The organism is Sandarakinorhabdus glacialis, from assembly GCF_014643455.1.
GTDB lineage: Bacteria > Pseudomonadota > Alphaproteobacteria > Sphingomonadales > Sphingomonadaceae > Sandarakinorhabdus > Sandarakinorhabdus glacialis.
Genome location: NZ_BMJM01000004.1, coordinates 84,073 through 99,577, shown reverse-complemented (window position 1 = coordinate 99,577; position 15,505 = coordinate 84,073). Strand labels below are relative to the sequence as shown.

General features: G+C 64.3%; 13 protein-coding genes. 4 read left to right on the top strand and 9 right to left on the bottom strand.

The genetic code is table 11. The features are described 5' to 3' along the window. Window positions 1–133: 133 nt before the first annotated feature. Entirely contained in the window at window positions 134–1,729 is a 1,596-nt protein-coding gene (locus tag IEW98_RS07065) for an isocitrate lyase (RefSeq protein ID WP_188762425.1), read from the bottom strand. Between the two features lie 205 nt (window positions 1,730–1,934). Between IEW98_RS07065 and IEW98_RS07060 the strand changes: the two genes are divergently transcribed. Further along, window positions 1,935–3,353 (top strand): helix-turn-helix domain-containing protein, encoded by a 1,419-nt coding sequence (locus IEW98_RS07060; protein WP_243450607.1) that lies wholly within the window; start codon window positions 1,935–1,937, stop codon window positions 3,351–3,353. A gap of 14 nt (window positions 3,354–3,367) precedes the next feature. Further along, window positions 3,368–4,951 (top strand): malate synthase A, encoded by a 1,584-nt coding sequence (gene aceB / locus IEW98_RS07055; protein ID WP_188762235.1) that lies wholly within the window; start codon window positions 3,368–3,370, stop codon window positions 4,949–4,951. Here aceB and IEW98_RS07050 read toward each other — a convergent pair. The 4 genes from IEW98_RS07050 to hslV form a co-directional block, all read right to left on the bottom strand. Continuing rightward, the gene (locus tag IEW98_RS07050; protein WP_188762234.1) at window positions 4,936–5,661 is read right to left on the bottom strand and encodes an SDR family oxidoreductase; all 726 of its coding nucleotides are present in this window, start codon (window positions 5,659–5,661) and stop codon (window positions 4,936–4,938) included. The genes aceB and IEW98_RS07050 overlap by 16 nt on opposite strands. A gap of 114 nt (window positions 5,662–5,775) precedes the next feature. Next, a complete protein-coding gene (hslU, locus tag IEW98_RS07045) occupies window positions 5,776–7,092 on the bottom strand; it encodes an ATP-dependent protease ATPase subunit HslU (RefSeq protein WP_188762233.1) in 1,317 nt (438 codons plus the stop codon). A gap of 8 nt (window positions 7,093–7,100) precedes the next feature. After that, window positions 7,101–8,165 (bottom strand): aldo/keto reductase, encoded by a 1,065-nt coding sequence (locus IEW98_RS07040; RefSeq protein ID WP_188762232.1) that lies wholly within the window; start codon window positions 8,163–8,165, stop codon window positions 7,101–7,103. 12 nt (window positions 8,166–8,177) lie between these two features. Next, the gene (gene hslV / locus IEW98_RS07035; RefSeq protein WP_188762231.1) at window positions 8,178–8,726 is read right to left on the bottom strand and encodes an ATP-dependent protease subunit HslV; all 549 of its coding nucleotides are present in this window, start codon (window positions 8,724–8,726) and stop codon (window positions 8,178–8,180) included. A 138-nt stretch (window positions 8,727–8,864) separates the two neighbouring features. On the opposite strand from hslV, the gene IEW98_RS07030 reads away from it, so the two are divergent. Next, on the top strand, window positions 8,865–9,494 hold the full coding sequence (locus tag IEW98_RS07030) for a 1-acyl-sn-glycerol-3-phosphate acyltransferase (protein ID WP_188762230.1): 630 nt from the start codon (window positions 8,865–8,867) through the stop codon (window positions 9,492–9,494). A 219-nt stretch (window positions 9,495–9,713) separates the two neighbouring features. Continuing rightward, window positions 9,714–10,943, top strand: coding sequence for an argininosuccinate synthase (locus IEW98_RS07025; RefSeq protein WP_188762229.1), 1,230 nt, complete (start codon window positions 9,714–9,716; stop codon window positions 10,941–10,943). 380 nt (window positions 10,944–11,323) lie between these two features. Here IEW98_RS07025 and IEW98_RS07020 read toward each other — a convergent pair whose 3' ends face one another. Genes IEW98_RS07020 through mnmG form a run of 4 tightly spaced genes read right to left on the bottom strand, consistent with a single transcriptional unit; the run spans window position 11,324 to window position 15,455 of the window. Continuing rightward, window positions 11,324–12,226, bottom strand: coding sequence for a ParB/RepB/Spo0J family partition protein (locus IEW98_RS07020; RefSeq protein WP_188762228.1), 903 nt, complete (start codon window positions 12,224–12,226; stop codon window positions 11,324–11,326). Continuing rightward, window positions 12,227–13,009 carry a ParA family protein gene (locus tag IEW98_RS07015; protein WP_188762227.1) on the bottom strand — a complete coding sequence of 261 codons (783 nt, stop codon included), beginning with the start codon at window positions 13,007–13,009 and terminating at the stop codon, window positions 12,227–12,229. It lies immediately after the preceding gene. Next, window positions 13,006–13,620, bottom strand: a complete 615-nt coding sequence (gene rsmG, locus IEW98_RS07010; RefSeq protein WP_188762226.1) for a 16S rRNA (guanine(527)-N(7))-methyltransferase RsmG — start codon at window positions 13,618–13,620, stop codon at window positions 13,006–13,008. Before rsmG ends, IEW98_RS07015 begins: the two co-directional genes overlap by 4 nt. Continuing rightward, the gene (gene mnmG, locus IEW98_RS07005) at window positions 13,617–15,455 is read right to left on the bottom strand and encodes a tRNA uridine-5-carboxymethylaminomethyl(34) synthesis enzyme MnmG (protein ID WP_188762225.1); all 1,839 of its coding nucleotides are present in this window, start codon (window positions 15,453–15,455) and stop codon (window positions 13,617–13,619) included. Before mnmG ends, rsmG begins: the two co-directional genes overlap by 4 nt. Window positions 15,456–15,505: the final 50 nt, after the last annotated feature.

The following is a 15,505-nucleotide window of genomic DNA, read 5'->3' as shown; positions in this document are numbered from 1 at the left end:
AAGGCTGGCATCCAGTCGTCCGGGAAGCGGCCATATTGCCGCCCCGAACAAACCCAAAAAAAAGCGCGGGCCACAAGGCCCGCGCTCCCGTCAGACGAGGCAAGCCACCATGGCCGCCCCGCTGCCGATCCCTTTATGCCGCGAACTGGTTCATGGTGTTATCCGCGCCACCAGCCTTGAGCGCCGCTTCCCCGGCAAAATATTCCTTGTGATCGTCACCGATGTCCGACCCGGACATGTTCTGGTGCTTCACACAGGCAATCCCCTGCCGGATCTCGGCACGCTGGACGTTCTTCACATACCCCAGCATCCCGGCATCGCCGAAATACTCACGCGCCAGATTGTCGGTCGACAGCGCCGCCGTGTGATACGTCGGCAGCGTGATCAGGTGGTGGAAAATCCCCGCCCGCTTCGCCGAATCCCGCTGGAACGTCCGGATCAGTTCGTCGGCCTCGACAGCCAGCTCGGTCGCATCATAATCGACGCTCATCAACCGCGCCCGGTCGTACGCCGCCATGTCCCTGCCGGCTTCCACCCACGCATCATAGACCTGCTGGCGGAAATTCAGCGTCCAGTTGAACGATGGCGAATTGTTATAGACGAGCTTGGCGTTCGGCACGACTTCGCGGATGCGATCCACCATGCCGGCAATTTGCTCGATATGCGGCTTCTCGGTCTCGATCCACAACAGGTCGGCACCATGCTGCAACGAGGTGATGCAATCGAGCACGCAGCGATCCTCACCCGATCCGGCACGGAACTGGAACAGGTTCGAAGCCAGGCGCTTGGGCCGCATCAATTTGCCGTCGCGGTTCAAGATGACATCGCCATTCCGCGCCGTCGCCGCATCGATTTCCTCGCAATCGAGAAAGCTGTTGTACTGGTCGCCGATATCACCCGGCTCCTTCGAAACCGCGATCTGCTTGGTCAATCCGGCGCCGAGCGAGTCGGTCCGCGTCACGATGATACCATCCTCGACGCCCAGCTCGAGGAACGCGTACCGGCAGGCACGAACCTTGGCGAGGAAGTCCTCGTGCGGCACCGTCACCTTGCCGTCCTGGTGGCCGCACTGCTTCTCGTCCGAAACCTGGTTCTCGATCTGCAGGGCGCACGCACCCGCCTCGATCATCTTGCGGGCGAGCAAATACGTCGCCTCGGCATTGCCGAAACCCGCATCGATATCGGCGATGATCGGCACGACATGCGTCTGGTGATTCTCGATCGCGGTCAGCAGCTGCTTTTCCTTGATCTGGTCGCCGGCAGCCCGCGCCGCATCGACATCACGGAACATGCCGCCCAATTCGCGCGCGTCGGCCTGCCGCAGGAATGTGTACAGCTCCTCGATCAACGCCGGCACCGACGTCTTCTCGTGCATCGACTGGTCGGGCAACGGCCCGAATTCCGACCGCAGCGCCGCGATCATCCAGCCCGACAGATACAGATACCGGCGATCGGTCGACCCAAAATGCTTCTTGATCGAGATCATCTTCTGCTGGCCGATGAACCCATGCCAGCAACCCAGCGACTGGGTGTAATTCGCCGGATCGGCATCATACGCCGCCATGTCCTTGCGCATGATCGTCGCTGTATACTTGGCGATATCGAGGCCCGTCCGAAACCGGTTCTGCAACCGCATCCGCGCCACCGATTCGGCGCTGATCCCGTCCCAACTGCCGTTATGGCTGCGGATCAGGGCGTTGGTCTGGCTGATATGGTCCTGGTACGACATGGCATAATCCTGGCGAAAGTGCGGCTCGGTCAAATGGCTGTGGCGGGGCTGCATTGCTTGCTGCCTCCGCCACATCCTCCCCGTAAACACGTCTCTTGTTGCCATCCCTCTGACCCTGCGCTACGGCCACGTCAACGCAATCAGTCAAAGAATCGTGTCGAAATGTGCTGCTAAACCCTCATCAATCGGTCACATTGTAACAATCTTGACAAGCTCACCAACCCTTCTGCCGGACAACATCCTGCCCGCCACCGGCGGCCGCAAGCTGTTCGCCGGCGCCCGCATCCGGCGCATCCGGGCGGCGCGCGGCCTCACGCAAACCCGCATGGCGAGCGACCTCGGCGTTTCCGTCAGCTACCTCAACCTCATCGAGCGCGACCAGCGCCCCCTCTCCGCATCGTTCCTGCTCAAGCTCGCCGGCAGCTACGACCTCGATCTCAAATCGCTCACCGGCAACGATGGCGCCGATCTCGCCGACGAACTTGTGCGTGTCTTTACCGATCCGCGCCTGACCGGCATCGACGTACCGCGCACCGAACTCCGCGAACTCGCCGCCCGCTCCCCCGGCATCGCCCAGGCCCTCATCCGCCTCCACGCCAGCACCCCGAGCGCCGCCACCGCACCGCGCACCGGCCCGCTCGAATCGGTCGTCGCCATGATCGAGGCTGCCGGCAACCACTTCCCCGCCCTCGACGCCGCGTCCGAGGCTCTCGCCGATGAACTCCGCATGTCGGGCCCCGATCTCAACGCCGCCGTTGTCGAACGCCTGCGCGCCCGCCACGCCATCACCGTCCGCGCCATGCCCGTCGATGTCCTCCCCGACGCGCTCCGCCGTCTCGACCTCCACGCCCGCCAGCTGCAATTGTCCGAGTCGCTCGACGCCGCATCGAGGGGCTTCGCCGCAGCCATCCAGCTCGTCCTCATCGAGCTGAAGACCGTCATCGCCGAAACCATCGCCGGTGCCGGCATCACCGATCCCCTCGCCGCCCGCGCCGCCACCATCGCCCTCGCCAAATACGCCGCCGGCGCCGTGCTCATGCCCTACGCGCGCTTCCTCGCCGCTTGCGAAGCCACCGGCTACGACGTCGAACTCCTCCAGGCGCGCTTCGGCCGCGGCCTGGAACAGGTCGCCCACCGCCTCTCCACACTCGCCCGCCCTGGCGCCCGCGGCATCCCGTTCTTCTTCCTTCGCACCGATCGCGCCAGCACCATCTCCAAAAGCTTCGCTCCCGGCCCCTCGCCGATCCCCATCATCGGCGGCTGCGCGCTCTGGTCGCTCCACGCCGCCTTCGATCGCCCCGGCGAAGTCCGCCGCCAACTCGTCGAACTCGAAGACGGCCACCGCTTCCTCACTTTGTCGCGCACCGTCAAAGGCACCGCCGCCCCTTGGGGTGCGCCCCGCGCTGAATTCGCCATCGGCATCGGCTGCGACGTCCGCCACGCCGCCGCCCTCGCCTGGAGCGCCGGCCTCGAGCTGAACGGCCCCGCCACGCCCATCGGGCCGGGCTGTACCGCCTGCCACCGCGCCGCCTGCCGTCAACGCAGCCTGCCGCCGGCCGCCGCCCATCTCGCCTTCGACGAGCGCCAGCGCGGGCTGACGCCGTTCCGTTTCACCGAAGATTGAAAGGTCACACCATCATGTCGAACGGCATCCAGATCACCGGCGAAATGCGCCCCGGCTTCGACACCATCCTCACCGAGCCGGCACTCGCCTTCGTCGCCCAGCTCCACCGCATGTACGAACCGACGCGGCGTTCGCTGCTCAACGCGCGCCAACAGCATCAGCGCTGGTACGACGCCGGCAACAGCATCGATTTCGCCATGGAATCGAGCAGCGTCCGCGCCGATCCACACTGGAAAGTCCGCCCCGCCCCCGCCGACCTCACCGATCGCCGCGTCGAGATTACCGGTCCCTGCGACCGCAAGATGGTCATCAACGCGCTAAATTCCGGCGCCCAATGCTTCATGGCCTGCCTCGAGGACGCCTCCGCCCCGACCTGGCAAGTCATGGTCGAAGGCCAGGTCAACCTCCGCGACGCCGCCGCCGGCACCATCACCTTGGAAGACAAGGGAAAAAGCTACAAGCTCAACGAAACCACCGCCACCCTCATCGCCCGCCCGCGCGGCTGGCACCTCGACGAAGCCCATATGCTCGTCGATGGCGAGCGTGTCGCCGGCGCCCTCTTCGATTTCGGCCTGTATTTCTATCACAACGCGCAGCGCCTGATCGCGCGCGGCAGCGGCCCCTATTTCTATCTGCCCAAGCTCGAACATTACCTCGAGGCACGGCTGTGGAACAACATCTTCACCACCGCCCAGTCGATGCTCGACCTCCCCCTCGGCACCATCCGCGCCACCGTGCTCATCGAAACCCTGCCCGGCGCCTTCATGGCCGACGAGATCCTCTACGAACTGCGCGATCACATCACCGCGCTCAACTGCGGCCGCTGGGATTACATCTTCAGCTACATCAAGACCTTCCAGGCCGACCCCACCAAGGTCCTGCCCGACCGCTCTGCAGTCACCATGACGGTGCCGTTCATGGCCAAATACGCCGCCCATGTCGTCCGCACCTGTCACAAGCGCGGCGCCCATGCGATGGGCGGCATGAGCGCCTTCATCCCGGTAAAAGACGACGAGGAAGCTAACACAAAAGCCTTCGCCGCCGTCCGCGCCGACAAGGAACGCGAAGCCAGCCTCGGCCACGACGGCACCTGGGTTGCCCACCCCGGATTGGTCGGCGTCGCCCGCGAAGTCTTCGACCGCCTGATGCCCGAAGCCAACCAGCTCGGCGTCATCCCCGAAGGCACCGCGACCGCCGCCGACCTGACCACCGCCCCTGGCGGCCCGAAAACCCTCGCCGGCCTCACCAACAACATCAACGTCGGCCTCGGCTACATTGCCGCCTGGCTCCGCGGCCAGGGCGCCGTGCCGCTCCACAACCTCATGGAAGACGCCGCCACCGCCGAAATCAGCCGCACGCAACTGTGGCAATGGCGCGTGTCGGATGTCGTCCTCGACGGCGGCGAAACCGTCGACGCCGCCCTCATCGAACGCGTCACCGACGAACAGCTCGCGGTCTGGAAATCGCAGGTCGGCGATAACTTCTTTGCGACCGGCAAATACACCGAAGCCGCCGAAATCTTCCGCACCCTCGTCCTCGCCGACCGCCTCGAATCCTTCCTGACCGTCCCCGCCTACGAGCATTATTTCGCCAAATAGCGCCTGTCTGTACGGCCACCGCGGTGCCGGCGCGCCAATAGCGCCAGCACCGCGGCACCCAAGCCGGCACCCAAGCCGGCACCCAAGCCGGCACCCAAGCCGGCACCCAAGCCGGCACCCAAGCCGGCACCCAAGCCGGCACCCAAGCCGGCACCCAAGCCGGCACCCAAGCCGGCACCCAAGCCGGCACCCAAGCCGGCACCCAAGCCGGCACCCAAGCCGGCACCAAGGCCGGCGCCGATCGCCAACGCCGCGCCCGGTCGCATCTGCGCCTCCAGCCACAGGCTCTGGCGGCGCACATGCTGGGGCTGATCGCTCTCGATGGCGCCGTCCACCCGCGCCTCCCACAGATTGTCGGTGGTGCCGGCCGGCGGCGGCTGATCGATCTTCTGTACCGCCGCGCCGACCGCTTCCATCGCCTTGTCGAGCAAGCCGGGCGCCAGGAACGCGCCCAGCGTCGCACCCAGCCCCCAGTAGCCAACGTCGAATACCCGCCGCTGATCCTCGATCGGCGTCTCGAGCACCGTCCCGAAAACCGCAGCCGCAGCATTGTTGATCCTGGTATCGAACCCCCCGAAACGCGAGATGGCAGCCTCTGCCAGCCGCCCCGCAGCCCCTGGCTCGGCAATATCGGCAACGAAAATCCCGACGTCCCCGCCCAACCGCTCCTGAATCGCCGCCAGCGCCGCCCCCCTGCGACCCAGCAGCACGGGTCCCCGCCAGCCCTATTCCGGCGAACCCTCCACCGGCGTCGTGAAATTCCGCACCGGCATTAACCCCACCGCCGCCCTGGCCGCCTAGAACTGGCTTGCGCTTGCCGCCGCCTACAGGATGAACTTCGACAAATCGGTATCGCGCGCAATATCGCCCAGCTCACGCTCGACATATGCCGCATCCACGGTCACCGCATCCCCCGCCCGCTCGCTCGCATCGAAACTCAGCGACTCCAGCAGCTTCTCCATCACCGTCTGCAACCGCCGCGCGCCGATATTCTCGACCGCATCGTTGACCTGCTCGGCCGTCCGCGCGATCGCATCGATGCCATCGTCGGTCAGCGTCAGCGTCACGCCCTCGGTCGCCAGCAACGCCACATACTGCCGCACCAGCGACGCCTCGGTATCGGTCAGGATCCGCTTGAAATCCTCGAAGGTCAGCCCCTTCAGCTCGACCCGGATCGGCAGCCGCCCCTGCAATTCAGGCAGCAAGTCGCTCGGTTTCGAGACATGGAACGCCCCCGACGCGATGAACAATATATGGTCGGTCTTCACCGGGCCGTATTTGGTCGCCACCGTCGTGCCCTCGATCAGCGGCAGCAAATCACGCTGCACACCCTCGCGGCTCACCGAACCACCGCGCACATCACTCACCGCGATCTTGTCGATCTCGTCGAGAAACACGATGCCGTTCGCCTCGGCACTGCGCACCGCCTCGCGCGAAATCTCCTCGTCATCGAGGCGTTTGTCCGACTCCTCCGCAACTAGCGCATCCCACGCCGCCTCGACGCTCATCTTGCGGCGCTTTGTCCGCCCGCCCATCGCCTTGCCGAACATATCCGATAGATTGATCATCCCGACCTGCCCCGGCTGCATCCCCGGCATCTCGAAACTCGGCGCATTCTCGGCGACTTCGATCTCGACTTCGCGGCCCTTCATGTCGCCGGCGCGCAGCCGCTCGCGAAACGCCAGCCGCGTCGCCTCGCTGGCGTCCTTGCCGACCAGCACATCGAGCAACCGCGTCTCCGCCGCCGCCTCGGCCGCCTCCTTCACCCCCGCCCGGCGCACCTCGCGCACCAGCCGAATCGACTCCTCGACGAGGTCGCGAACGATCGAATCGACATCGCGCCCGACATAACCGACCTCGGTGAACTTGGTCGCCTCGATCTTCAAAAACGGCGCGCCCGCCAGCTTCGCCAGCCGCCGCGAGATCTCGGTCTTGCCGCACCCCGTCGGCCCGATCATCAGGATGTTCTTCGGCGAAACCTCGTCGCGCAGATCATCGCCCAGCCGCTGCCGTCGCCAGCGATTGCGCAGCGCCACGGCAACCGCGCGCTTGGCGTCGCTCTGCCCGACGATGTGCCGGTCCAATGCCGCGACGATCTCGCGCGGCGTCAGGCCGGGCTCGGGGTCTGCTGTGATGTTCATCTGGGGGTTCATACCACGGGCTCCGCTTTGAGTTCCGGCTTCGATCCGGGCCGCGCCGCCAACGCATTGGCGATCGGCCCATCGACGACGCGGGTCACCCACGCCGGATATTGCAATTCGGGCCGGGTCGCCCCGTCCAGCCGCTTCAGTTCCTCGGCCGTCAGCTCGATGCCCGTCGCCGCGATATTGTCATCGAGCTGCGACAGCTTCGAAGCGCCGACAATCACGCTCGACACTTGGCGGTTGGCCAGCACCCACGCCAGCGCCACCTGCGCAACGCTCGCCCCGCGCCCCGCACCGATTGCGCGCAGCACATCGACCAGCGCAAAACCCTTGTCCTTGTCGAACGGGATCATGTCGAACCCCGACAGCCGGTTCTCCGGGTTCTTCAGATTCTCGCGCGTGTATTTGCCGCTCAGGAACCCCCCGGCCAGCGGGCTCCACGCCGTCAACCCGAGCCCGTACCGCGACATCATCGGCAGCACTTCATGCTCGATCCCGCGGCCCAGCAGCGAATACATCATCTGGACATGGCTGAACGGTGCCCAGCCATTGGCGCGTTGCAACTCGATCGCCGCCGCCACCTTCCACGCCGACCAGTTCGACACACCGAGATACCGCGCCTTGCCCGCCTTCACGATCGCATCGAGCGCCGCCAGCGTCTCCTCCAATGGCGTATTCGCATCGTCGCGGTGCGCCACATAGACATCGACATGATCGGTCCCGAGCCGTTTCAAACTCTGGTCGATCGACCAATGCAGATGCGCCGCCGACAGCCCGTTCCGATTGAGCGGCGCTCCCGTGCGCCACCCGGCCTTGGTGGCAATCACCACCTCGTCCCGCCGCGACCCGAGCGCCTGCCCGAGCATCGCCTCCGATTCGCCGCCCGCATAAACGTCCGCCGTATCGAAGAAATTGATCCCGGCATCGATCGCCCGGCCAACCATCGCCGCCGCGTCACCCGCCTCGGTCTTGGCAATCGCCGAATTCCCGCCGCCTTGCGTAAACGTCATCGTGCCCAGCGACAGCCGCGACACAATGAGCCCCGTGTCACCCAAACGACTATAAAGCATCAATAATTCCCATCACGATTCGATATTCTCGACCGTCAGCTGGTCATTGGTGTAAACACACAGTTCCGCCGCAATCGCCATCGCCCGGCGCGCAATCGCCTCGGCATCATGCTCCGAATCCGCCAGCGCCCGCGCCGCCGCCAGGGCAAAATTGCCCCCCGACCCGATCGCCGCAATCCCGCCGATCGGCTCGAGCACATCGCCCGTCCCGGTCAGCACCAATGTCACGTCTTTGTCGGCAACGATCATCATCGCCTCGAGCCGCCGCAGATACCGGTCCGTCCGCCAATCCTTGGCCAGTTCGACCGCCGCCCGCGTCAACTGCCCGGGAAACCGCTCGAGCTTGGCCTCTAGCCGCTCGAACAAGGTAAACGCATCCGCCGTCGCCCCGGCAAAACCGCCGATCACCAGTCCGCCTGGCCCAAGCCGCCGAACCTTCTTGGCATTGGGTTTCATCACCGTCTGTCCCATCGTCACCTGGCCGTCACCGGCAACCGTAACGCGGCCATTCTTGCGCACCGACACGATCGTCGTGCCATGCCAGTCTGGAAATTCTGCCATGAGTGGATTTGGCTTTCGCTGGAATTATTGCTTCCGCCCCGATGTAGGAAGGCGCACCGCCAGCGAAAAGGGCAGCGCCTTTTCGGCAGTATTTGTGACAGCGTGGTAACGGTCACAGGCATCTGCTAACGCCCTCGCATGGCACCCCCCGGCACCCTCATCCGCCACGATCTCTCCGCCGCGCGCCCCCGCCCGCCGCGCGGCGCGCTCGTCGAGATCTGGCACTGGTGCGGCTCTGCCTTCCTCGCCCTCGGCGGCTGGCGCCTCCGCGGCGATTGGCCGGCCGACCCCAAATGCGTCATCATCGCCGCCCCGCACACGTCGGTCTGGGACGGCATCTGGATGATCGCTGCTGCTGCCAAATGGCGCATCCGCCTGCGTTACATGGGCAAGAAAAGCCTCACCGAGGGTCCCTTCGGCGGCATCGTCAAATGGACCGGCTGCATCCCCATCGATCGTTCAAAGGCCAACGACGTCGTCGGCGCGATGAAAACCGAATTTGCCGCCCGGACCGACCTGACCCTCGCCGTGCCTCCCGAAGGCACCCGCGAACGCACCGAAAAATGGAAATCCGGCTTCTACCACATCGCCGTCGGCGCCGGCGTGCCGATCCTGTTCGCCGTCATGGACTATTCCCAGAAAACCGTCAGCCTGCCCGCCACCTTCTGGCCCAGCGGCGACTATGAAGCCGACCTGCCGATCATCCAGTCCTTCTATCAGGCCGCCCAGGGCAAATACCCCGAAAACTTCGTCCTCACCGGCAACTAAACCCCCCTCCCCAACCTGTCATGCCAGCGCAGGCTGGCATCCAGAACACGGACCGCCCGCCCACAGTCGAGCATCAACCAGAATTGCCATCCCGGGCACGGTCCGCGACCCAATTTCTTGTCCGCGCAACCGCACCCAATCCCCCCGCCGGCGTTCCCTTTCCGCCCACCCCCCGCTATAGCTCCGCCCACATCCGCCGCCCCCAAAAAGGTACCGCCCGTGTCAAAGGCCTCCGTCCCCGTAAACCGCGTCGTCCTCGCCTATTCGGGCGGCCTCGATACCAGCGTCATCCTCAAATGGCTGCAACAGACCTACGGCTGCGAAGTCGTCACCTTCACTGCCGATCTCGGCCAGGGCGAGGAACTCGAACCCGCCCGCGCCAAGGCCGTTTTGATGGGCGTCAAGCCCGAGCACATCTTCATCGAGGATCTCCGCGAAGAATTCGTCCGCGATTACATCTTCCCGATGATGCGCGCCAACGCCCTCTACGAAGGCCTGTATTTGCTCGGCACCTCGATCGCCCGCCCGCTGATCGCCAAGAAACAGATCGAAATCGCCAAAAAAGTCGGTGCCGACGCCGTCAGCCACGGCGCCACCGGCAAGGGCAACGACCAGGTCCGCTTCGAGCTCGGCTATTACGCCCTCGCCCCCGACATCCGCATCATCGCCCCCTGGCGCGAATGGGATCTCAACTCGCGCGAACAGCTCATCGCCTTCGCCGAAGCCCATCAGATCCCGGTGTCGAAGGACAAGCGCGGCGAAAGCCCGTTCTCGACCGACGCCAACCTTCTCCACACATCGTCCGAAGGCAAGGTCCTCGAAGACCCGTGGAACGAAGTCCCCGACTATGTCTATTCGCGCACCAACAGCCCCGAAGACGCCCCCGACGTCGCCCAGTACATCACCATGGACTTCGAAGCCGGCGATCCGGTGGCAGTCGACGGCGAACCCCTATCGCCCGCTAACCTGCTGGCAAAGCTCAACGAACTCGGCAAGCTTCACGGCATCGGCCGCCTCGATCTCGTCGAAAACCGCTTCGTCGGCATGAAGTCGCGCGGCATGTACGAAACCCCCGGCGGCACCATCCTCCACCTCGCCCACCGCGGCATCGAACAGATCACCCTCGACCGCGGCGCCGCGCACCTGAAGGACGAACTCGCTCCCAAATACGCCCAGCTGCTCTACAACGGCTTCTGGTTCAGCCCCGAACGCGAGATGCTCCAGGCCGCCATCGACCATAGCCAGGCCAAGGTCAGCGGCACCGTCCGCCTCAAGCTCTACAAGGGCAGCGTCAGCGTCGTCGGCCGCAAGTCCCCCAACAGCCTCTATTCGGCAAACATCGTCACCTTCGAAGACGACGCCGGCGCCTATGACCAGCGCGACGCCGAAGGCTTCATCAAACTAAACGCCCTCCGCCTCCGCCTCCTCGGCCGCCGCGACGGCAAGTAGAAGCCTATCTTACTTCCCCTTCCCTATTTCTAGGGAGGGGTCGGGGGCGGGTGACTTACTTACTTACTTACTTCTGAGCCGCGATTGCTAAGGGCCGCGGTGTGCGCCGCCGCCAAAGCGCCCGCTAAACCGGGAAAGCTGTCCTACACCCCCAATTTCCGCTACCCAGCCGCCCGCTCTTTGAATCGGTCGGCACAAGCAATAACCGCCTCGCGCGGCCCCAAACCCGCGCGAAAATCGCAGCTCCCCCTCGATTCGTCATGCCGAACTTGTTTCGGCATCCATCGCGGCGCAATGCGAGAACCGGCAGTCTAATCCGAGACCGTCCCGCGCCGCCCGCAAGAAAACCTGCGAAAGCGGAAAATGCGGAACATGTTAACCTATTTGTGGCGGAATTGCGTGCCCCAACCCTGCCCCAGCTTGGCACACAACCAATCGAGCTGGTCCAAACTTGCAAAGCGAATCGTCAACGACCCACTCGCCCCGCCAGCCGCAACCGCCAGTGCCACCGGCATCCCCAGCCCTTCCGAAAGCTGCACCTCGAGCGCATCGATATTCGCGTCGTTCCCCGCCCCGCCGCCAGCGCCCTCGACCACCAACCCATGCTGCGGACGCACCTTGCCCGCCGCCAACTGCTCCACAGCCCGCACCGACAGCCCCTCGGCCACCGCCCGCAGCGCCAGCGCCTCCGGATCAGCCGCCGCCGCCAGCGCCCGCGCATGGCCCATCGCCAGCTTGCCCTCCTCGACCATCTGCTGGACGCTCTCGGGCAGTTCCAGCAGCCGCAGCAAGTTCGTCACATGGCTCCGCGACTTGCCGACGATGCCCGCCAGCACCGCCTGGGTATGGCTGAAATCGTCGATCAAGCGCCGATACCCCCGCGCTTCCTCGATCGCATTTAGGTCGCTGCGTTGGATATTCTCGATCAGCGCAATCTCGAACGCTGCCCGGTCATCGAGCGGCCGCACCACAGCCGGCATCTCGTGCAGCCCCGCCGCCTGCGCCGCCCGCCACCGCCGCTCACCCGCGACGATCTCGTACCGCCCGTCCGCAACCGGCCGCACCAGGATCGGCTGCAACACCCCATGCGCCCGCACCGAGGCGATCAGTTCGTCCATCGCCTCGGCAACGAAATGCCGCCGCGGCTGCTTCGGGTTCGCCCCGATATCCGCCACCGCCAACCGTGCCACACCCGGTGCATTGGCATCGACGGGCGTCGCCGCCTCTTCCAAAAGCGCCGAAAGACCCCGACCAAGTCCAGAAACCCGTCTCTTTTCAGCCATTTAACCCACACTTTCCGGTGCACTGAACGCCTGTGTCCGCTGCAAAAGCTCACGCGCCAGTGCGACATAGGCCTCGGACCCCGCACAGCGGCTGTCGTACAGCAACGCCGGCAACCCATGGCTTGGCGCCTCCGACAATCGCACGTTGCGCGGGATCGTCGTCTTGAAGACCTTGTCGCCCATTACGGCACGAACATCGTCGCTGACATTCTCGGTCAGCTTGTTGCGCCGATCGACCATGGTCAGCACAATGCCGAGCAGTTGCAATCGCGGGTTGAGACTCGTTCGAACCCGCTCGATTGTCCCGAGCAACTGGCTAAGTCCCTCCAGCGCAAAGAATTCGCACTGCAACGGCACCAGCACCGCATCCGCTGCAACCAGCGCATTCACGGTCAGCAGCCCCAGCGACGGCGGGCAATCGATGATCACATGGTCACGCGCCGGCAGTGTCGCCAAAGCTGCCTCCAACCGATGACTGCGCCGGTCGAGGTCGATCATCTCGATCTCCGCGCCCGACAGCGCCGGCGTCGAAGGCATCACCTCGAGCCGCGGGATCTGTGTCGCCCGCACCGCCTGCTCGGCCGCAATCTGCCCAAGCAACACCTCATAGACCGAAGCCTGGCGTGTCCGCCGATCAAGTCCGAACCCGGTCGAGGCATTGCCCTGCGGATCGGCGTCGATAACCAGCACCGACTGGCCGGCCGCGGCCAATGCCGTCGCCAGGTTGACCGCTGTCGTCGTTTTGCCGACGCCGCCCTTTTGATTGGCCACCGCGATGATCACAGGCGCTTCACTCCACTTGCCACCACGATTCGCGCGTCGGGGTCAGTGATACTCGGCACCAGCACCCGATCAAAGGAGAACCCGCGCTCTGCAAATTCAAGCTCTTCCATGACCTTCACGCCCTTGGGCAGCAACCACTTGGTCCCCGACCCGGCATAGGCGAGTCCCCAATCAAACAACTGGTACAGGTTTGCCAGTGCCCGCGCCGTGACCACATCGAACTTCTGGCGCGGCAACCCTTCGATCCGTCGATTCTCGATCACGACCTGGCTCCCTAAGCCTAACACCCAAACAACTTCGGTCAAAAACCGGCACTTTTTCGCGATTGATTCAACCAGCGTCACTCTGGCGCCACCATCAAGAATTGAAATAATGAGCCCTGGAAACCCCGCGCCAGCCCCGATATCGAGCCATGATTTCCCCATCCCTGCCAGTGGCAAAAGCTGCGCCGAATCAGCGAAATGGCGTTCCCACAGCACCGGCAACGTGCTGGGACCGACAAGATTCATCCGTCCCTGCCACTCATTTAGCAACGCGGCATAGGAGTCCAGCTTCGCCAGTGTTTCACGTGGAACATTTAGCCGCTCGATGAACGCATCACGCCCTGTCATGCGGCTTTGCGCGTATACGGCAACAATGCCACCAATGCTGCCGGCGTCACGCCAGGAACACGCCCAGCCGCCCCAAGCGTCGCCGGCTGGGCCCGCGTCAGTCGTTCGATCATCTCACAGCTCAGTCCAGCCACGGTCCGGTAGTCGATGTCCGCTACAAGCTTCAAACCTTCGTCCCGCCTGAATGTCGCCACGTCATCGTCCTGCCGCTCTACATAACTGACGTAGTTGGCATCGACCGCCAGTGTGGCAAACAACGCCGCCGGAATGTCGGCCATCTCGGGCCAGACCCGTAAAGCAGCGTCACGATCGATCGCCGGGAACCGAAGCCACTCGAATGCCGTCCGCACAACACCGTCCTGCCTGGTCTCGATGCCAAAAATCTTAAGTCTTGCCGGTGAAGCCGTAAGCGTGTTGAGCAAAGAAAGCGCCGAATCTTTTAATGCTAAGTGCGCCGCGAAATCCGATTGCTGACCCCCGCTGACCAGAGCGTTGGCAATCCCGATTGGCGTCAGACGCTCAGCGGCGTTGTCGGTACGTAAACGCAAGCGATACTCGGCGCGTGACGTAAACATCCGATACGGCTCACTAACACCCTGAGTCGTCAGATCGTCGATCATCACACCGATATACCCAGTCGCCCGATCGACAATCACTGCGTCGCTACCCAGCACCAGCGCAGCAGCATTGGCGCCGGCTATGAGCCCCTGTGCTGCGGCCTCTTCATAACCGGTCGTCCCGTTTATCTGCCCAGCCAGAAAAAGACCCGGCAGCGCAGTGACCGCCAACGCCGGCGAAAGCGCGCGCGGATCGACATGATCATACTCGATCGCATAGCCCGGCTTCAGGATAACCGCCCGCTCCAGACCCGGGATCGTCGCCATGAAAACCCGCTGCACATCGGCCGGCAAGGACGTAGAGAGACCATTGGGGTAAATAGTGAAGTCATCATAGCCCTCAGGCTCCAGAAAAACCTGGTGACCATCACGATCGCCAAAGCGTACGACCTTGTCCTCGATCGATGGACAATAACGCGGCCCGACAGAACTAACGTGCCCGCCATAAAGCGCCGACTTGCCAAGGTTCTCGCGAATGACTTGATGCGTCTCCGGCGTGGTCCGCGTCACCGCGCAGGGCAGCGCCGGCGTCATGCCCCCCTCCGACCGTCCCAACTGTGGGCGATCGAAGTCCCCGACCTGCCACTCGAGTTTGCCCCAATCGATCGTCCGACCGTCGAGCCGCGCCGGTGTACCAGTCTTCAACCGTGCAACCGGCAAACCCAGTGCGCGCAGCCCATCGCCAAGGCTAGAGGCCGATGCGCCACTTCGCCCACCGTCCTCGCGCTCCGCACCCAAGTGCATCACGCCACCCAGGAAAGTCCCGGTGGTCAATACTATCGCCCCCGCGCGCAAAGCGCCGGCGTCGGTCAAGACACCGCAAACGCGTCCGTGTTCGACGATCAGCTCCTCAACCTTCACGACAACAATCTCAAGCCCGGCTTGCATCGCAAGCACATCGGCCATCGCCGCCCGGTAGCGCTTGCGATCGACCTGGGCACGTGGACCGTGAACTGCCGGCCCCTTCGACCGGTTCAAGACCCGTGACTGAAGCCGCGCAAGATCCGTGACCAGCCCCATGATCCCACCAAGCGCATCGACCTCGCGGACTAAATGGCCCTTGCCGATCCCGCCAATGGCAGGATTGCACGACAAGGTGCCGGGATCAGCCCGATCTAGAGTGAGCAAGGCAACACGTGCGCCGCGACGGGCCGCAGCTGCGGCTGCCTCACAGCCAGCATGGCCGGCACCAACAACGATAACATCGAACGATTTCATTTCGAGACTTTAGCGTCAAATGAGGGAATGTTCCACGTGGAACACGCCAG